Origin of the sequence: Luteococcus sp. H101, from assembly GCF_038433155.1 — a bacterium.
In the GTDB taxonomy this organism is placed as follows: domain Bacteria; phylum Actinomycetota; class Actinomycetes; order Propionibacteriales; family Propionibacteriaceae; genus Luteococcus.
Map to the genome: position 1 here is coordinate 1 of NZ_JBCDMW010000005.1, position 17687 is coordinate 17687.

Here is a 17687-nt window from a genome sequence, read left to right on the forward strand (position 1 = left end):
GGGAGAAGGGGGGTTGGCGGGGTGGGCCCCGGTGGGTGCGTCGCGCGACGCACCCACCGGGAACGGCCTGCAGGGGGCCACCACCGGGCCGGTCGACCCCCTGCCGTCGGGCAGCTACTTGAGGATCTCCGCCAGCGGGGTGCACTCCATGTCGAAGGCCTCCGCGACACCGGGGAAGGTCACCTTGCCCGCGTGGGTGTTCAGGCCCTTGGCCAGCGCCTCGTCCTCCTGACAGGCCTGCTTCCAGCCCTTGTCGGCCAGCTTGACCGCGTAGGGCAGGGTGGCATTGGTCAGCGCCCAGGTGGAGGTGTTCGGCACGGCACCCGGCATGTTGGCCACGCAGTAGAAGACCGAGTTGTGCACCGTGAAGGTGGGCTCGGCATGCGTGGTGGGGTGCGAGTCCTCGAAGCAGCCGCCCTGGTCAATGGCGACGTCGACCAGCACCGAGCCGGGCTTCATCTGGGAGACCATCTCATTGGTGACCAGCTTGGGGGCCTTGGCGCCGGGGATCAGCACGGTGCCGATCACCAGGTCCGCCGCCAGCACCTGCTCGCGCACGGTCAGGGCCGACGAGGCCAGGGCGTGGACCTTGTTGCCGTAGCGCCAGTAGCTCTGGCGCAGCTTGTTCAGGTCGACGTCGAGCATGGTCACGTCCGCGCCCATCCCCATGGCAATCTGCGCGGCATTCTGGCCGGCGACGCCGCCGCCCAGGATGACCACCTTGGCCTGCTGCACGCCGCCGACGCCGCCCAGCAGCACGCCGCGGCCGCCATTGGCCTTCATCAGGTGGGCCGCGCCGGCCTGGGGGGCCAGGCAACCGGCCACCTCGCTCATCGGGTAGAGCAGCGGCAGCGAGCGGTCGGGCAGCTGCACGGTCTCGTAGGCGATGCCGGTGGTGCCGGCCTTCAGCAGGGCGTCGGTCTGCGGCTTGTCCGCGGCCAGGTGCAGGTAGGTGAACAGCAGCAGGTCATCGCGCAGGAAGCCGTACTCCTGCTCGATCGGCTCCTTGACCTTGATCACCATCTCGCCCTTGGCCCAGGTCTCCTCGGCAGTCTCGAGCATCGTTGCTCCCTGCGCGATGTACTCCTCGTCGGGGATCGAGGAGCCCAGACCGGCCCCCTTCTGGATGAAGACCTCGTGGCCGTGCTTGACCAGTTCGTGTACGCCGACGGGCGTGATCCCAACCCGGAATTCGTTGTTCTTGACCTCAGTGGGTACTGCGATACGCATGACATCCTCCATTGGACGGTGACGCCGCAGGCCGTTCGGCGGCGTCTCTGCAATCGAGTCAACGCGCCCCGGGGTCACATGGGAAGGGATTGGGTCAACTCCCGAACGATCTTCGAATGCCATTGGCCGCTTCGGCGCAGAATCCTCGGCACAGCACGGAAATTCCGAAGGATCTTCGGATGGGCGTTCTCATGGCCGATGCCTTGGGTTCACACAGAGGGCACACAGACTTCGCGTGGATGGTGATGACATGAGCAACCAGAGGCCTCCCAGCACCCCTTCCCAGACCGTGATCCCTGCCTCCCGGGCCGGCCGCCCCAGCGCCCTGCGGCGGGCCGTGGCCGGCCTCGCGGCTGCGGGCGCCATTGCCTTTGGCGGCGTCGGCACCCTGTCGGTCAGCGACGCCCAGGCCGCGGGGGTCCGCCAGCAGACCTACGTCGTGCAGTCCGCCACCGTGCAGGTGCAGGCAACCAGCACCGGAGGGTCACGGGCCCGCGACTGACCTACCGCACGGTCTGAGGTGAACTCTTCGGAAACGGATCCGGCTCATCCAGGGCCGCCACGGCCCGGCCCGGGCCGGCAGGACGTCCGCCAGAGGCCGCCGGGTTGCCCAGCGGCGCAAGAAAATTCGGGGCATCCACCGAAGTTGTCCACAGGCCCCTGTGGATCGCTGTGGAAAAGCAGGAAGTTGTCCACAGCCCTGCTATGACGGTAGGCCGGTTCCGGATCGTGCTGCAACGCTCGCCGCCATGCTCCGCCCCGTCAAGAAGACCTCCGACCCCGGCACCCCGGCAGCGCGCGTGGACCTGCCCGACCCGACGCTCCCCGTCGCCGCCCATCTGCGGCCGCGGCGTAGCCCCCGCCTGGTGGCGGCCGGGCTGCTGCTGGCCTGTCTGGGTGGGTTGGGCGGGGCGCTGGCCTACCAACGGGCCTCGCACGCCAACCAGGTGGTGGTGGTGCAACACGCCGTGCCGCGCGGGGAACTGGTCCGGGCGCAGGACCTGTCCGTCGTCACCATCGGCCCGGCGCCCGGGGTGCACACCGTCGACGCCAACCAGTTGCCCTCCCTGGTGGGCAAGCAGGCGCTGGTGGACCTGCCGGCCGGTTCCCTGGTGGGTGCTGGCTCGGTGGGCCAGGTAAGGCTGGCCAAGGGGCACGTCCAACTGGGGCTCAGGCTGGCGCCGGGGCGGGTGCCGGTGGAGCCGATGCCCGCCGGCACCCCGGTGCGTCTGGTGGAGGTCACCTCGGACAAGCAGGAGAACTCGGCGCTGGTGGTGGAGGCCATGATCGTCACCGCCGCCCGGACCCTGCCCGACGGCACCAGCCAGATGCTCGACGTCGGGGTGCCCGAGGCGCAGGCCCAACGGCTGGCGGACCTCTCCGCCCGGGACCTGTTGGTGGTTGTGCGCAAGGCGGGTGGCTGACGTGGCGGTGATCACCCTGGCCAGCGTCGCTGGGGCGCCCGGGGTCAGCACCAGTGCGTTGGGCCTGGCGCTGGCCTGGCCGCGCGACGTGCTGCTGGCCGACTGTGACCGGGATCCCGCGCAGACCATCCCGGCCGGCTACCTGCGGGGGACGGACCTGGGCGGCCGAGGCCTGGGCCAGCTGGCGGCGGTGCACCGGGAACACCGGCGCCTGGCCGAGGAGATCTGGCTGCAGACTGTGCGCCTGGACGGCGGGGAGCGGGACCGTCGCTTCCTGCCCGGCTTCACCCATCCCGGGGCGGTGGGCCTGTTCGGGCCCATCTGGCAGGAGCTGGCGGACTCCTTCGTCGCGCTGGGGGCCAGCGGAACCGACGTGTTGGTGGACGCCGGCCGGGTGGGGCGCGATGGCCTGCCCGGCCCGCTGCTGATGACCAGCGACGTGCTGTTGGTGACGGTGCGCAGTTCCCTGCGGGCGCTGGCCGCCCTGCGGCTGCACCTGCCGGCGGTGCAGGCCCAGCTGGAGGCCCTGGCCGCGCACGCCGAGCTGGCACTGCTGGTGGTGGGGCCCGGCAAGCCCTACAGCGGCGCCGAGATCGAGAAGCAGTTTGGTCTGCCGGCGCGCTACTCGATTGCCTGGGAACCCAAGCAGGCAAGGGTCTTCAGCGATGGCGCGAAGCCCTCACGCGGTCTGGCGGGCGGATCCCTGGTCCGCAGCTACCGGGCGTGCTCCTCCCGGCTGGCCGAATCCGTGCAGCGTCGCACCGAGGTGGTGGCCGGGACCCGGCCCAGCGTCGAGTGGGGTGCGCGATGAGCCGTCGCGTTGCCGAACCCGCGCCCGCCCTGGCCGACCTGCTCGGGCAGTTGGCCGGGCCGAGCCCACAGGTCCGGGTGCGGCCCGCCCGCGCGGACACGAGCGGCCAGGCCGCCCCCTATCCGGCCACCGGGACGGACCAGCCCGGGGTGGACTGGGACGTCGTGGTGCAGCTGCGGCGCCGCGCGTCGGAGCAGATCACCGAGGCCAGCGAGCACTTCAGCGGGGAACGCGGCCGGCTGATGAAGCCGGACGACCGGCGGATGATGGGGCGATCGGTGATCCGCCAGGTGGTGCGGCAACATGCCGAGATCCTGGCGCACGAGGGCCAGGCGCTGTGGCCGATCGAGCTGGAACAGGCCTACGCGGCGGCGGTGGAGAATGCGATCTTCGGCTACGGCCGCCTGCAACCGCTGTTCGAGATCCCCGACGCCGAGAACATCGAGATCCACGGTTGGGACTCGGTGATGGTCCAGTATGGCGACGGGCGACGGGAGGCCCACCCGCCCGTCGCGGACTCCGACGAGGAACTGGTGGAAGCCATCCGCTTCCTCGGGGAATCGGCCTCACCCAGCCGTCCCTTCGACGACGCGCACCCGATGATGACCCTGGCGCTGGGCGAACGCTTCCGCTTGCACGCCATCGGCTTCGGGTTGAGTTTCCGGCCCAGCATCATCATCCGGCAGCACATCCTGACCCGGGTCAGTCTGCGTCAGCTGGCGAACGGCGGGATGATGCCGCTGGAGGTGGCCAGGCTGCTGCACGACGCGGTGCTGGCCCGCAAGTCGGCGGTGATCTCCGGCGACCAGGGGGCCGGCAAGACCACCCTGCTGCGCGCCATGATCAACGCGATTCCCACCACGGAACGCTTCGGCACCCTGGAGACGGACTACGAACTGCTCACCCACCTGCAGCCCGGCCGCAAGAACATGCTGGCCCTGCAGGCCAAGGTGGGCCTGGGGGAGCGGGCCGCCGACGGCAGCCGGATGGGCGAGTTCAGCATCAGCGACCTGATTCCGGAGGCCCTGCGGCAGAACCTGTCCCGACTGGTGGTGGGCGAGGTCCGGGGCGGCGAGGCGGCCGCCATGTTCGAGGCCATGCAGTCGGGCACTTGCAGGCGGAAACTAGCCTCTCGAATCTCCTGCCAAGAGGGAGGACCGGCAATACAGTGAGGCCATGCCAGCTCCCCCGTGGTTCGTGGACCAGCTCGGCTGGAAAGCCTTGGAGGCCAAGAGCCAACCCATGTCGCAGGACCTCTTCGGAATCCCAAGGGCCCCCAACCTTGCCGACGTCGCCAACAAGCCGAGCCTCCGGCTCGGGGCGGCCATGCTCGAGTCGCTATCGGTCAGGAGGGGCGCATCCCCTGTTTCCTCCGGAAAGCCTGGCACGTTGCTGGAGGAGGGAATCCGGTCAGACCTCGCTGAGACCCTCGCGGCGCTGGAGCCCAGTATCGCTTGGGGTGTCACGCGCGGCGGAACCGTGGAGCGTTTCGCCCAGTACCAGCACCTAGCCAAGCTGAAGGACTTGCTCGCGGCATACCCTGACATTCCCATGGCGATGGGCAAGGACTACCAGATCAAGACTGACGTGATGGTCTCCGTGCCGGACAAGACCGAGCCTGGCCAAGACATCCTTCACGCGGCCGTGTCGTCGAAGTTCACGATCCGGTCTGACCGGGTCCAGAACATCCGATTCGAGTTTGCCACGCTGCTGCGCACTAGGCAGGGGCGGGCACCGCACTTGGTGGTCGTGACGGGCGAGCCATTGCCCAGCCGTGTCGCAGCCATTGCGCAGGGCACGGGTGAGGTCGATGCTGTGTACCACCTGCTCTTCGATGAAGTCTCGGATGCCGTCACGGCCCTCTTCCCGGCTGGGGCGAGCCAGCGCCGGACGTGGGAAGAACTGGTAGAGCGCCAGCGGGTGCGGCCCTACGAGGAGCTGGTCCTAGCCTTGGTGAGTTCATGACCGGTCAGTTGTTCGAACCCACGGCCGGGGGTGGCCTTGGCTTCTGCCACGACGCTATGCCCGGGTTGCTCCCAGCGGGCTACCACGGACCATTGGTGGTCGCCATCGACTCCAATGTACTGATCGACCTGTACGAGTTTGGCACCCGGATGGTGGAGGACAGCCTTCCCGAGCCCCCAGAGGTTCCGGCCTCGAGGGCAGGGGAGCTGGAGGCGATCGCCAGCATTCTGGACTTGTGGCTCATCAGGGACATCCGGCTGGTCACGACGCCACGGATCCTGACTGACGCCAAAGCCAATCCCTCGCGGCTTGCCCGCCGGAGGCAGGACATCGAGCACCTGGCTCGTGCACTGGCCTTCCAGCTCGAGGACTGGGAGGAGCCGTTTCCGCTAAAGGCGCCGGAGCCCTCGTCGCCGCCGACTGTGATTGGGGCCCGGGGCGAGGCTGACCGGCAGCTCGTGGAAGAGGCAGCTGCGATCGGGGCTCACGTTTTCCTGACTCAGGACAAGCGCTTGCGGCGACCTGTTTCCATCCCAGATGCCGCGACCCAGGTCCTCTACCCGAGCGAGCTGGCGGCCACGCTGGCGGGGGCGCGCGTCACCCACTTCTTCGGCGGCATCTGCGGTGGCAGTGACTGCCCCTACCCGGATTTCAGCATGCCCGCCCCGGACCTGGGCCGGTACGTGCTGCTGGGCCTGTTTGCGCCAGCGCCTGCGTGATACGGGCAGCGCATGCCATGGCATCCTGCTTCACCTCGAAGTCCCAGAACCGTAGGACGGTCCACCCCATGGCTTCCAGCGCGCCGTTCGCTGCCTTGTCACGCTCCTGGTTCCTGGCGATCTTCGCCTTCCAGTAGTCGCTGGCCGCCTCCGGGTGCCAGTGGTCCGGGTGGCCATGCCAGTACGCGCCGTCAACGAACACGGCCACCTTTCGCCCCACGAAGGCGATGTCGGGCCGTCCTGGCAGGTCCTTGCGGTGAAGGCGGTAGCCCGGTTGCCCTGAGGCGCGAAGCGCTGCCCGCAGGGCCAGTTCCGGCTTGGTGTTGCTGGACCTGATGGCCCTCATGACGCGTGAGCGTCCTTCGGGGCTGAGGTGGTCCATGGCGGGCCTACTGGAACAGCAGCTCGGGTTCCTGGGCCCGGGCGGAGTTCTGGGGAGGTTCCGTGTCGAGGCGCGCGTTCAGGGCCTTGGCGATCTGGGTGCCGACAGCTGCGGCGACAGGCGGCGGGAAGGCATTGCCCACCTGGCGCCACGCGGCAGTCTTCGGGCCCGAGAACTTCCAGTCGGGCGGGAACCCCTGCACCAGGGCGCCCATCTCGACGGTCAGGCGCGGCGTGCCGGTGAAACCCGCCTCGGGTGCCGCCGGGGCGATCGTCTTGCCGTCGACGCCCAGCTGGGCCCATGCCTTGCGGGCCCGGGTGGGCCCAAGGTCGGGGCCGCCATGCTTGTGCGAGCCCCCGACAAGGGTCGGGGCGATGGCGTTGGCCTGTCGGGCCCACTCGCTGGCACCCTCCCAGCCGTTGCTGGACATCAGGTCGAACAGGAGCTGCCCGACCGTGCGGGCTGGCTTCCGGGCAGGCTCGGGCCACGTGAAGTAGGCGTCCCACGGGTCCTTGATGGCGACCATGACGACGCGGGGGCGCAGTTGGGAGACGCCGAAGTCGCTGGCGTGCAGCAGCTTCCAGTGGGGGCGGAACCCCATGCTGGCCAGCTCGCGGGAGACCTCGTCGCGGAACCCCTCGAACTGCGGGTCCAGCAGCCCCCGGACGTTCTCGATCATCACGGCGCGGGGATCGGCCTGGCGGATCAGCTCCAGGGCGCGCGGGAACAGGTTGCGCTCGTCGTCGGCGCCCAGTTGCTTGCCAGCCTTCGAGAACGGGGGGCATGGCACGCCGCCTGCGAACAGGTCGACCTTGCCCTTGAAGGACTGCGCCGACCACTCGTTGAGGTCCATCTGGAGGGTGTTCCACTGGGGCCGGTTCTGCCGCAGCGTCTCGCAGGCGCGTGCGTCCATCTCGACGCACGCGAGGTGCTTGAACCCCGCCGCCTCAAGGCCAAGCGCCTGGCCCCCTGCTCCGGCGCACACCTCTACGGACGTGAGTGGCATGGTCGTCCTCCTCTGTTTGGCTCATTCTTGCACAATGCCGGCGTGCTGGAAGCAATAATAGCAGATACTTCCTATTATTTCTAGGGTGCGCGGACAGTGAACGGCCTAGCCAATCGGGAAATTCTGGGTTCTTTCTTGGATTTCTCTGCAGGCCTCGACGGGAGCCCGGAAAGACTAAAAAATGCCGGCGCGGGATCAGAACAGCAAGCCGTGCGGGGCGGGCCTGGCAGGCTCGTCCCTGGGCAGGCTCAGCCAGTCGCCCGGCCCCAGCGCGAACCCGGCGACGGCGGCCCGCTCTCGGTCCTCCAGCCACTTGCCGCACAGGAGGTCGGCATTGTGCTCCGCGAGCACGAGGGCCTTGACCTCCCGGGCCCGGCGCAGCGGGTCGTCACGGTTGGCGCAGACAGTCAGGATGGCATGCCTGGGAATCACGGTCCCGGGCAGGAACCCGAACAGCCGCGTGAGGCGGCGTGCCTGGCCGGTGCCCGGCTCGAAGACCAGGTCACGCTCGTGCGGCTCGAGGTCCCGCAAGGGGTTGTGCGGCAGGGCCGACCAGGGGATGACAATCATGCCGAACCGGTCCAGGGCTGCTGCGCGGATCGTTGTCTTCCGGTCCTGGTTGCGGCCGGCGTTCAGCCACGCGTGGTGGGTGCGCATGAGCTGCACCTGGAACCGGTCATGGCGGAAGTCGATGCGGACCAGCAGGCACAGCTGGCACTGGGCTTCCTGCGGAATCGTCCACGTGCGTGCGACCGTGACCTTGATGTCGACCGGGACGCCCTCGATCCACGTGTCCAGCGGGCCTCTCTTCTCGAGCCCCAGCGCGGACAGGATCCGGTACTGCGCCTTCGTGCCGACCGAGCTGCGCTCGTCGGAGTCGACCTCCGGGTCGTTCAGGTCGAAGCGGCCGGTGTGGGCGCCGTCCAGCACGTACTGGATGCTGTCGTCGAGCGCAGCGGTCATCGCGACCGGGACTGCAGGCCGGGACAGCCACGCCCGCACGGCCTGCAGCTGCGCGTCATCCGCCGGGTCCTCGAGGACATGGCCATCGGGGACGGTCCCCCGCCGGGCATCTGGCTGGCACCAGTCGCCCGGCTGGGCAATCGCGTCCGACGTCATGCGCACACGCTAGCGCCGGCACCGCGGCCTAGCCGAGCGGGGTCCGTTGCTGGAACCAAAGACTTGGCTGTGAAAACGGCACGTTGCCATCGCTGATCATCTAGGGTGCAAGTAGAGTGCAACTTTCCGCTTGTCGATGGTAAGGATCTGCGATGAACAAGCCCTTTGGGCTTTCGGGCGAGCACTACACGCTGGATCGCCCTCCGGCAGTGTTCAGCGTCTTTGAGGTGCGGTACGGCGAGGGGCGCGAACACATCAACCTCCAGGCGGGTTACGACCTTCAGGAGTTCATGTCCAAAACCTTTCCTGGCGGAACGTGGAAGGTCGAGAAGTCCACGTGGCAGGAGGCCCAGGTGGAGCTGACGCCCCAAGGGCCCCGCCAGCAGTCCTACTCGGAGGTCGGCGTCCGCCTCACAAGCTCGGAACTCTCCTGCGAGATGACATTCTTCCCTTCTAGGGCGGCGGTTCAGGTGAGCCAGTACACGCGCTGGAGTACGTCACTGAAACCACTGGTGAGCGCGGCCGTGCTGGCTGTCGAACAGCTGCTCAAGCCAGTGGGACGGGATCGTGTGGGGTTGCGATACGTGAACAACTTCCAGGACCAGAAGGCCGTGACACCCGGCTTCTGGGACGGCAAGATCGAGCCGTCCCTGCTAGGACCAGTAGCTGGCGGCCCGTTCACGGGCCAGCTGCGTGATGCGCAGAGCCAGCTGGTTCTCGACTTGGGAGGTGGCGCCGGCGCAGTACTACGGCACGGGCTGCTCGCCTCACCTGCCGCGCCTGCAAGCGTGGGCTACCTGCTGGACATCGACACTTTTGACGAGCACAGCGCTAGGTTCGATGCGGAGGATGTCATCACGCGGGCGGAAGTGCTCAACCGCAACGCAGCCGAACTGTTCCAGAGGAGCCTGACCGAGCGTTTCTCGGTGGCACTCGGCAAGCGCAAGGTTGAATCGCAGGGGAATGGAGACATGCAATGACCGCTGCAGTGCTGACCCGTACACGAACGGGTAGTTTCCATCCTGACCCCTATGCCGGGTGTGGGGCCCTGGTCTCCCACACGGGAATCCGCTACGAGTCCGTCCCCGATGTCAATTTCAGCGGCCGGCTCTTGCGCATGGACTTGATCTTCTCCACAACGGGAGAGACCTGGGTGGGTGAAGCGCCGCCGTCGGAGATCGGCGAGGATGAGGCAATCACGGTCCCTGCCGTGGTCGCCATTGAAGAGGCCGCGCAAGCCCTGGGGTTGCCCGTCAAGTACCTCCGCGAGGGTGCAGGGATCAGTCCTCGCACGTTCCATCACTGGAAGAAGACGCCGGCTGTGCAGCCGCGTGTATCGAGCCAAGCCGATGTGTGGGCCCTCATGGACACGCTCGAGACCCTGAAGGATCTCGTGGACGGGGACCTCGGGCTCTGGCTGAGGGCCGACACGGCCCGAATGCGATTGCTGCGCGGAGGGGACTTGATGGGCCTCGTACGCGAGGCAACTCGCCGCGAGAGCTTGCGCAGCAACCGGTCTCACTTTGAGGAAGCGATGGCGGTTGGCTTCTTCGTCGAGCCCAAGGAAGCACCTGGCCCCGTTGGGCCCCGCCCTGTGGTTCGCGCCCGGAGGGCCGCCAGGGGTCGCGTCGTCCCAAGGGAAGGACAGGGGGCGTGAGCCAAGGACACTTTCCCATCGACCGGCTCCATCCCACATTTGATGACTGGACGGACGACCAGGCGCAGGCCCTGGACAAGTGGTATCAGGGAGCTCTGTGTCCCAGCATTCCCTTGGGGTGGTACGCCCCCAGCGGACTCGATGGAATCACTTCCGTCGAGGGGTTCGACGCGTCGGATTGGCTGTCGCCTGAGGGAGTGACGGAGGTTCCCGCTGGGGCGATCGTTGTTTCGCAGACGTGTGACATTGTCCTGTCTGGGCCGGGGCGGAGGCATCCCTTCGTCCAAGTGAGTCCTGTGTGGGTCATGCCGCGAAAGGACCTGAGCCAGCTGGCCGACCTCCAGCGCTGGCGAGTCGTCGACAAGGTGTTGCTCGATCCTCCCGCGGAAGGGTTCGCCCTGCTTGGCGCCGAACTGGATGACCTTGAATCGGTCGCGGCAATCGCCGACCTGAGGATCTCGATGCCCGTCAGCAAGTCTGTGTTGCTGGCGCACCAGCCCGTCAAGGCCTTTTGTGGTGATGACGCCGCGCTGAAATTCGCCGGCCACCTGGCAACCAAAGCCGCCCGTCCAGCACTGCCCGACGTCGTTGCCGTGATGGGGCGCGTCTTGGACGAGGAGATCCGAGGCCTATCCGGTGAGAGGTGGATGAGCAGTGTCGAATCAGTCCGTGTCACCTGCAGCCCGAGCCGCCAGCATGCCGAGAAGATTCGGCTGCTCGTCCTCCACACCGGCAGCGGCCAGCTACCCGGCGAGGTCTATAGGCATTGGGACAGGCTCTGGAAGCGCGTCCGTAAGAACAAGCAGGTGAGGGCCTTCCCGGCAATCACCCTGGGAAAGCCGGAGCACCTTCGAGCCCGGGACCTGCTCGCCACGTCCTATCGGGATAGCGATGAGCTTCGCCTCCAGCACCTGTAGCGAGACCGTGCAGTCGAGTGCGCTAGGCACGTTCACGCAATGCCCATCCCTGTCGCCGTTCGTGCTCTAGGCTTCAGACATGAGCGACCTAGAAGATATCGGCTTCGACCACGATCAAGTTCAGGAGGAAGGCGAACCCTCCAGTAGCTCATGGCTTGACGAGCCTTCCGAGCCGGACGATGAGGTACGCGTCGACGAGTATGACATCGTCTCATCCCCCAATGACTGGAACTGCCTGACGATCACGTCCTTCATCGACTCTGGTGCCGTCAAGATTCCCAACTTCCAGAGAAACTACGTCTGGGACCAGAAGCGGGCATCCAAACTCATCGAGTCACTCCTTTTGGGCCTGCCGATCCCGCAGGTATTCCTCTACGAGGAGGCCCGGAACTCGTTCCTGGTCATTGATGGCCAGCAGCGCCTGCTCACGCTGTACTTCTACATGAAGGGCAGGTTCCCGAAGACATCTAGCCGGGCTGCAGTGCGGCATCTGCTCCAAGGGGGTCAGGGGATCGACCAGGCAAAACTTGCAGACGATGACCTCTTCGAGGATTTCAAGCTGAAGTTGCCGAGCCGGACTGACGGGTCAAGGAACAAGTTCCACGGGAAGAAGTACTTGGGGCTCGAGGACTACAAGTCGACGCTGGACCTTCGCACCATCCGCAACATCGTCGTCAAGCAGACCACGCCAGAGGGCGATGCTGCGATGTTCGAGATCTTCAACCGCCTGAACTCGCAAGGCGTGAACCTGACCCCCCAAGAGATTCGAGCAAGCCTCTTCCACTCCAAGCTGATGCAATCGGTCATCGGCATGAACGAAGATCATGGCTGGCGAACCGTCTTGGGGCTGAAGACGCCCGACCCGCGCATGAAGGACACGGAAGTACTCCTGCGCTCCTTGGCCCTGGCCCGGGATCTCAACTCCTACTCGGGCACGATGGCTAACTTCATCAACCGGTTCGCGGGTAGCGCCAAGCGCTACAGTGACGCTCAGGCAGACGATGCAATCGCGGACCTGCGCTCCTTTATTGGTGCCGTAGCAGCAGTCGGCCATCCGGAAGCACCGGAGGCTTTCCGACGTGGTGGAAAGTTCAGCGGCATCCTCTTCGAGTCAGTCTTTGCGGCTTGGGTTCAGCTCGGAAAGCAAGCAGATGGGGAACAAGTCGTCCAAGTAGCCAAGCAGGTACGAGAACACAACACGTTTGCGGACAGCCTGCAGGAGGGGTCGACGAAGTCGGTCAATGTCAAGAAGCGGATCAATCTTGCCAAGGCGTACTTCCAGGGGGAGGAACCCGAAGAGGACAAGAACCCGGAGGCTGAGGAGTGAGTGCAGAGGGGACGCCGGCGGCAGTGGCGTCGCTTAGCGATGACATCGCTTACATGGAAGTGCTCTTGTCCGCGGACCCCTCGGCGTTGGCAGCCTTGGGCAGGATCGCCCCCAAGGTGCTCCTCATCGCTGCCGCCAGTGCCCTGGAGGACCAAGTCAAGGAGGAACTGCAGCGACTTGCCCGGGCTCATGGTCACGCTGAGTTGGCCGAGTGCGTGACCCGGGGAATCCTGGCGAGGGGCTATCACACGTTGTTCGAGTGGGATAAGACGAATGCCAACAGGTTCTTTGCCCTGTTTGGTCCGGACGCCAAGGAACGGTGCCAAGCGGCTGTGGGAGCAGATGAGGCCCTCGATCGCTCGGTGCGGGCCTTTCTTGAGCTCGGCAGGTTGCGTAACAACCTGGTGCACAACAACTACGTGACGTTCGAGGTGCCAAAGACCGTGCTGGACATCGTGGAACTCTACGAGGCAGCACGAGTCTTCCCCACGAGATTCGGTGAACTCCTTTTCCTGAATCCCCAAGCAGCATGACCCCAGAGGCACAATGGGGACATGGGCCACCTGATCGACTTCCCCGGACACCTTCAGGAGCCCTTGGGCATCTTCCGGGCGGTGTCGTCCCGCGATGGTGTGGCATGCGAGCGGGACGGCCAGGTCTACGTGGCCATGAACATGCTCGGTTCCAGCAGCGGCCGGGCAGTGGCAGAAGTCCAGTTCAGCGACGGCGTGTGGATCCTCGCGGACCCGGAACACGACCTGTTCCCGTTGGATCCGTAGAACTGTCAGTGCCGTCCGCCACGATGGCGCCATGTCTTCCCGCATTCGCTCCGACTTCGGCACGCTGGCTGACCGTGCCCGCGGGATGCAGGAGACCAAGGCCACGGTCCCGGGCCATGCCTGGGCGAAGTTCGGTGATGGCTGGCGGCCGGTGCTGCTGGTGCGCTGGATCCGGAACCTCGACGGCACCTGGGCCGGTGAGGTCGCGGCTGTCGACGACACCGGCCAGGCCGGTCTGTTCGTCATCGCCGGCAGCCTGCTGCGCGCAGATGCGCCTGTGGGCGAACAGTGAGCTTCGGAATGACGCTCCCAGAACATGACGAGCGGCAGCCCGGGGGAACCCGGACCGCCGCTCGTGAGATGCGGTGTGCTCAGTGCGTCACTTCTTCTTGGTGAACTTGGCGAAGTCATCCTTCTCGTACAGCCCGGCGGCGCGGGCGGCGGTCACGTAGGTGTACTGGCGCTCGCCCACCTGGGAAGCGGGGTCGGGTCGCTCTCCGCCGCCGGCCGTGTCCACGTTCAGTTCCCAGCCGTAGCGATCAGCAAGCGCGAGGGTCGTTGTGGTGGCACGAGGCAGATGCTGGATGGTGCCCACGAGCAGGACGTCGTGGATGTCGTACTGCTGGAAGATCCGCACCATGCCCATGGCGTTGCCAACGGTGTCCCGCGCACGGTCGTCCTTGATGATGCGACCCGCATTGACACCTTGCTCGACGAGCCACTTCTCCATGACGTCAGCCTCTGCGTAGGGCGTCTTGACAGCAGCGCCCGACAGGACGATCCACGCGTCCGGGTAACGCTCAGCCATCTCCTTGGTCTTCTCAAGCCGTGTGAGCAGGCCAGCCGACGGGGTGCCGTCGCTCTTGGGGGACTGGCCAAAGACCGCAATGGCTTCCGGCTTCATGTCGGTCTGCGGCTGGGAGCCGTAGTTGGCGTACATGGTGGTCTCCGCGAAACGCAGGAAGGACTTCATCTCCTTGGCTGCCTTCGGGGAAGTCTTGGCCAGGTGCGCCATGCGGCACCGGTAGTCGGGCCGGTTGCCCAAGTAGTACTGGATCATGCTCGTCGTGGCGAGGGCATGGACATCCTTGGGCTGACGACGCAACACCTGGTCGAGCTGGGAAAGGGCCTCGCTGTAGGTGGCGTTGACCTGGTACGCGTCGGCCTGCAGGCGGTAGGTGTCCAGGAAGTCAGGCTTGGACTTCGCCTTCGTATCGAGGCTCGAGTACATGGCGTTCCATTGCCAGCGTCGGTACTGGATCACCTCGGCGTGAAGGAACGGGTCACGGACGTAGGACCGGGCGTAGTCGGGCTGCTGACCGTCCATTGCCTCGCCTCGTCCATCTGCCTTGGCCTTGGGGGCAGGCAGCGGGTCTTGCAGCTGGATCTTGCACGAGGCGTTGACCTTCACATTGGTCGGTTCCTTCGCCACCTTCGGCAAGACGGGAGCGGGACGATCCTTCGCAGCCATGACCGGCGGCGTGGAGAGCAGTGGCGCGGCAACGGCGCCAACCAGCACGGTGGAGGCGAGGGTTCGCTTCAAACGCATGGGGGTTCCTCTCGAAGTCAAGTGTGGGGACTTCTCCCACCCTCGTACTTCGGCATGAACTGCCACCCAACCGTGGAGCAACATGCGGCGAACTTCACGCTCCCCAGTACGCCGCCGGGGGCGACCAAGCCCGTCAGTCCAAACCTCTGGCCGACCGTGCGTGCACCCGCACGCTCCAACCCTGGGGCGGCCTGGCTTCCGGGCGCTTGGATGGTGGTTTTGGGATGGTCGGGACCTCTGCTCCCATGGCGCGCAGGATCGCAACAGCCTTCTGACGTTCTGCCAGCGTGTACGCCGGCGTGGTGTCCTTGGCGGTCATGGCGTGCCTCCTTGGTGCGCTGCCCTCAGGATCTGGGGCCAGGTGCCGAACCTCTTGCGCACCAGCGTGCCCGACGGGGCACCGGCCTGGGCGGAAAGCCACGATTCCAGGCCAGTGATGGTCCACGGACCGGGCGTCTCCAAGTAGCGGCAAACCCACCGGGCGAGGTCCCCGTCGCTGAACTGGCGTGTCCGGCCGCCGGACCGAACGGTCACGCCCACGGATTGCAAGGCTGCTGCCCAGGTGCCGTGCCGGCGCAGGACGGTGGCCAGGGAAGGCCAGTCCCGGCCTGCCCGCAGTGCCGTGAACTGGGCCATGCTGGGCGTGTCCGTGAGAGCCACGAACTCACGCAAGGCGTCCTCGATGGCCTCGTCCGGGGTGGCCTTGGCCCGCCGTGGTGGCCGGTGCAGCGCTGCCCGGTCCCCGAGGATCGATCGAAGCTCGCTGGTGTTGCAGCCCAGGCCCGACTGGTTAAGCGGGACACCGGGGTTGGCAGCGGACCAGGTCAACGCGCGGCGTTCGAGATCCTCACGGGCTTGCTGGATGCGCCGTTCCCGTTCGGCGCGCAGGGCGGGCGTGAGGGCCAGGATGTCGTAGACGCGGGTTGGTGACAGGCGGTGCTGCCGCGCGATGCGGGTGACGCGCTCGCCCGACAGCCACGCCTCGAGGATGGCACGGTCCCGGGCGGCACTGGTCACAGGCCCAGCGTAGGAGGCGGCAGGCAGGTTAGTTGGTGATCATGCCGGCGTAGTCCGTGTCTGCGACCGCTGGGATCGCCTCGGCGATGGTTTCTGGTTGCTGCCAGTCAGGAGTGAAATCCACGGTGACATCCCTTTGAGCCAAGGCCAGGGCGAAGCCCGCGAGATCCGGGTACAAGGTCTGGTGCGACTTGCCCATCGCCTTCAGCACCTCCAGCAGTCGCCCCTTCCATGCTGCGGGAATGATGGCGGCGGCGAAGCGCGGGGCACTCTCGTCGAGGTTGACCGACGCATCGTGGAGGAGGGCGTTGAGGTCCGCTGGTTTCGCATGGAGGCCGAAGGCCAGGCAATCCGTGACCGCAGCCCATGGTGCCGCGGGCACCAGTCCGTCAGGCAGCATCCCGATGAGGAAGGCTCCCTGCTGGGCTGTCATGCGCGCGTCGCGGATCGTGGGGACCAGAACGACAGGATGGGTGTCGGCCATCTCCAAAATCCGCTTCAACGCATTGCGGAGAGGATCTCCCACATCGTCCCAGGTCCCCCACGGGCGCTCATGGGTCTCCTTGCTGTACTCAGCGTCGACAGCGAACAGGATGCCGTCCCGGTCGGGAAGATCACTGCAGGCGAACCACAAGGCCGTGAACGGGTCCCGGCTGACGTCGATGAGGCGGGTGGGCACGCCGTGGTGCTGCATCTGGGCCAGGAGTTGCAGGTCCGGGATGTGGCTCGCGCCCATCGTCCCCAGCCCCCAGTTGCGTGCTTGCTCGATCAATGCGCGCTCAGCCTTCTCCAGCGGGATCGTGTCCGCCAGGCCGTTCGTTCGCAGGTGTCGCTGCAGGCTGGATTCCAGCTTCCAGGCAGCGTCGGCCTGTCCACGCCAGACGTAGCCGCCAACAGCGGGACCGAGCTGGGTCAGCCGCATCGTGAAAGCCAATATCTGGTCGATCGATTCGGGCTGCACCGCCCAGCCGTCACGAACCCACTGCGCTGGCTGCAGCCCGTGAGCTGTCGGGGGCATGTTCATGACAGAAGGTTAGTTGCTCCCTGATGTCCTGCTGTGGCAAGCGACTTTCGCACCCCGGAACCCCTGCCTCACTGAGACGATCCGGTCATGCCCCGAACCCTCCCCTTCGTCATCGCGGGTGCTGCCACCGCAGGCATTGCGATCGGTGCCCTGACGATGACGGCCCTTAACCCCAAGCCCCTCGGCTACGTCGCGCCGGCACCGCCCGCCGTGAGTCCCAGCGCCACCCCATCCGAGACACCCTCGCCGAGCCCGACGCCGGCACCCGCCACGAGCCAGCCGGCCTCGGCATTGGCATCAGACGAGCCCACCCAGACGGCCACCGCAAAGCCCACGGCGCAGCAGACCATGCCTCGCATGATGGGTGCCCGCGAGGACGAGGCCGTCGCGCTGTTCCGTGATCTCGGTGTGCGCAACGTCTCGATCGTCGACGTGACCACGAGTGACGCGGACCAGGACGGCTTGGTGCAGTGGCAGGATCCTGGCCACCACATGCCGATAGGCCCCGAAACCAGGGTCAGGCTGGGGGTTGGCCGCTGGGCCGGTACCGACGAGAGCCACATCACCCGCGCACCCACGCCAGCCACAACCAGCCAGCCCACCGTTGATGCCACCGAGGGTGTCACGGACGAGAGCGACGCCAAGCAGGACGTGGTGTGGTCACCGGTCCTGCCGGAGGGCGAAGCCAACCAACAGCCCTGCCAGCCGCCAGCGGTGTACGTGCCGGAGAAGAACGCCTGCGCCACGTACCGGTGAAGCCC

22 protein-coding genes and 1 pseudogene are annotated in these 17687 nt (G+C 66.6%); 14 read left to right on the forward strand and 9 right to left on the reverse strand.

Annotated features, from left to right (window positions below):
• Positions 1–114: 114 nt before the first annotated feature.
• Positions 115–1230, reverse strand: a complete 1116-nt coding sequence (ald, locus tag AAEX60_RS01080) for an alanine dehydrogenase (RefSeq protein WP_342100475.1) — start codon at positions 1228–1230, stop codon at positions 115–117.
• A 250-nt stretch (positions 1231–1480) separates the two neighbouring features.
• Between ald and AAEX60_RS01085 the strand changes: the two genes are divergently transcribed.
• From AAEX60_RS01085 to AAEX60_RS01110, 6 genes and pseudogenes are all read left to right on the forward strand, one after another.
• Positions 1481–1732, forward strand: a complete 252-nt coding sequence (locus AAEX60_RS01085) for a hypothetical protein (RefSeq protein WP_342100476.1) — start codon at positions 1481–1483, stop codon at positions 1730–1732.
• A gap of 247 nt (positions 1733–1979) precedes the next feature.
• Complete coding sequence (locus AAEX60_RS01090; RefSeq protein ID WP_342100477.1) at positions 1980–2654, forward strand: SAF domain-containing protein; 675 nt, start codon at positions 1980–1982, stop codon at positions 2652–2654.
• Entirely contained in the window at positions 2647–3465 is an 819-nt protein-coding gene (locus AAEX60_RS01095) for a hypothetical protein (RefSeq protein ID WP_342100478.1), read from the forward strand. Before AAEX60_RS01090 ends, AAEX60_RS01095 begins: the two co-directional genes overlap by 8 nt.
• A pseudogene (locus AAEX60_RS01100) lies at positions 3462–4574 on the forward strand (CpaF family protein); the annotation flags it as partial. The gene AAEX60_RS01095 and the pseudogene AAEX60_RS01100, both read left to right, overlap by 4 nt.
• Before the next feature lie 67 nt (positions 4575–4641).
• On the forward strand, positions 4642–5430 hold the full coding sequence (locus AAEX60_RS01105; RefSeq protein WP_342100480.1) for an NgoMIV family type II restriction endonuclease: 789 nt from the start codon (positions 4642–4644) through the stop codon (positions 5428–5430).
• Positions 5427–6149, forward strand: coding sequence for a type II toxin-antitoxin system VapC family toxin (locus tag AAEX60_RS01110; protein WP_342100481.1), 723 nt, complete (start codon positions 5427–5429; stop codon positions 6147–6149). The genes AAEX60_RS01105 and AAEX60_RS01110 overlap by 4 nt, the downstream gene beginning before the upstream one ends.
• Here the strand turns inward: AAEX60_RS01110 and AAEX60_RS01115 are convergent.
• The 3 genes from AAEX60_RS01115 to AAEX60_RS01125 form a co-directional block, all read right to left on the reverse strand.
• On the reverse strand, positions 6082–6531 hold the full coding sequence (locus tag AAEX60_RS01115; protein WP_342100484.1) for a very short patch repair endonuclease: 450 nt from the start codon (positions 6529–6531) through the stop codon (positions 6082–6084). The two genes, AAEX60_RS01110 and AAEX60_RS01115, sit on opposite strands and share 68 nt — an antisense overlap.
• Positions 6532–6538: 7 nt before the next feature.
• The gene (locus tag AAEX60_RS01120) at positions 6539–7537 is read right to left on the reverse strand and encodes a DNA cytosine methyltransferase (protein WP_342100485.1); all 999 of its coding nucleotides are present in this window, start codon (positions 7535–7537) and stop codon (positions 6539–6541) included.
• Positions 7538–7732: 195 nt separating this feature from the next.
• Positions 7733–8656 carry a NaeI family type II restriction endonuclease gene (locus tag AAEX60_RS01125; protein ID WP_342100487.1) on the reverse strand — a complete coding sequence of 308 codons (924 nt, stop codon included), beginning with the start codon at positions 8654–8656 and terminating at the stop codon, positions 7733–7735.
• 152 nt (positions 8657–8808) lie between these two features.
• Between AAEX60_RS01125 and AAEX60_RS01130 the strand changes: the two genes are divergently transcribed.
• The 7 genes from AAEX60_RS01130 (at position 8809) to AAEX60_RS01160 (ending at position 13628) form a co-directional block, all read left to right on the forward strand.
• Complete coding sequence (locus AAEX60_RS01130; protein ID WP_342100489.1) at positions 8809–9636, forward strand: TIGR04255 family protein; 828 nt, start codon at positions 8809–8811, stop codon at positions 9634–9636.
• Positions 9633–10313: a hypothetical protein gene (locus AAEX60_RS01135; protein WP_342100490.1), complete on the forward strand. Its 681-nt coding sequence runs from the start codon at positions 9633–9635 to the stop codon at positions 10311–10313. Before AAEX60_RS01130 ends, AAEX60_RS01135 begins: the two co-directional genes overlap by 4 nt.
• On the forward strand, positions 10310–11230 hold the full coding sequence (locus tag AAEX60_RS01140) for a hypothetical protein (protein WP_342100492.1): 921 nt from the start codon (positions 10310–10312) through the stop codon (positions 11228–11230). The genes AAEX60_RS01135 and AAEX60_RS01140 overlap by 4 nt, the downstream gene beginning before the upstream one ends.
• Positions 11231–11309: 79 nt before the next feature.
• The gene (locus AAEX60_RS01145) at positions 11310–12557 is read left to right on the forward strand and encodes a DUF262 domain-containing protein (protein ID WP_342100494.1); all 1248 of its coding nucleotides are present in this window, start codon (positions 11310–11312) and stop codon (positions 12555–12557) included.
• Complete coding sequence (locus tag AAEX60_RS01150) at positions 12554–13090, forward strand: HEPN domain-containing protein (protein ID WP_342100495.1); 537 nt, start codon at positions 12554–12556, stop codon at positions 13088–13090. Before AAEX60_RS01145 ends, AAEX60_RS01150 begins: the two co-directional genes overlap by 4 nt.
• Positions 13091–13111: 21 nt before the next feature.
• Positions 13112–13336 (forward strand): hypothetical protein, encoded by a 225-nt coding sequence (locus AAEX60_RS01155; RefSeq protein ID WP_342100497.1) that lies wholly within the window; start codon positions 13112–13114, stop codon positions 13334–13336.
• Between the two features lie 31 nt (positions 13337–13367).
• A complete protein-coding gene (locus tag AAEX60_RS01160) occupies positions 13368–13628 on the forward strand; it encodes a hypothetical protein (RefSeq protein WP_342100498.1) in 261 nt (86 codons plus the stop codon).
• Between the two features lie 87 nt (positions 13629–13715).
• On the opposite strand, the gene AAEX60_RS01165 is transcribed toward AAEX60_RS01160, so the two are convergent.
• From AAEX60_RS01165 to AAEX60_RS01185, 5 genes are all read right to left on the reverse strand, one after another.
• Entirely contained in the window at positions 13716–14885 is a 1170-nt protein-coding gene (locus AAEX60_RS01165) for a YdcF family protein (protein WP_342100499.1), read from the reverse strand.
• Positions 14886–15018: 133 nt separating this feature from the next.
• Positions 15019–15204, reverse strand: a complete 186-nt coding sequence (locus AAEX60_RS01170; protein ID WP_342100501.1) for a hypothetical protein — start codon at positions 15202–15204, stop codon at positions 15019–15021.
• A complete protein-coding gene (locus AAEX60_RS01175; protein WP_342100503.1) occupies positions 15201–15902 on the reverse strand; it encodes a hypothetical protein in 702 nt (233 codons plus the stop codon). Before AAEX60_RS01175 ends, AAEX60_RS01170 begins: the two co-directional genes overlap by 4 nt.
• Before the next feature lie 28 nt (positions 15903–15930).
• Positions 15931–16926, reverse strand: a complete 996-nt coding sequence (locus AAEX60_RS01180) for an FRG domain-containing protein (RefSeq protein ID WP_342100504.1) — start codon at positions 16924–16926, stop codon at positions 15931–15933.
• 185 nt (positions 16927–17111) lie between these two features.
• On the reverse strand, positions 17112–17276 hold the full coding sequence (locus AAEX60_RS01185; protein ID WP_342100505.1) for a hypothetical protein: 165 nt from the start codon (positions 17274–17276) through the stop codon (positions 17112–17114).
• A gap of 7 nt (positions 17277–17283) precedes the next feature.
• Between AAEX60_RS01185 and AAEX60_RS01190 the strand changes: the two genes are divergently transcribed.
• The gene (locus AAEX60_RS01190; protein WP_342100506.1) at positions 17284–17682 is read left to right on the forward strand and encodes a hypothetical protein; all 399 of its coding nucleotides are present in this window, start codon (positions 17284–17286) and stop codon (positions 17680–17682) included.
• The last annotated feature ends 5 nt before the right edge of the window (positions 17683–17687 follow it).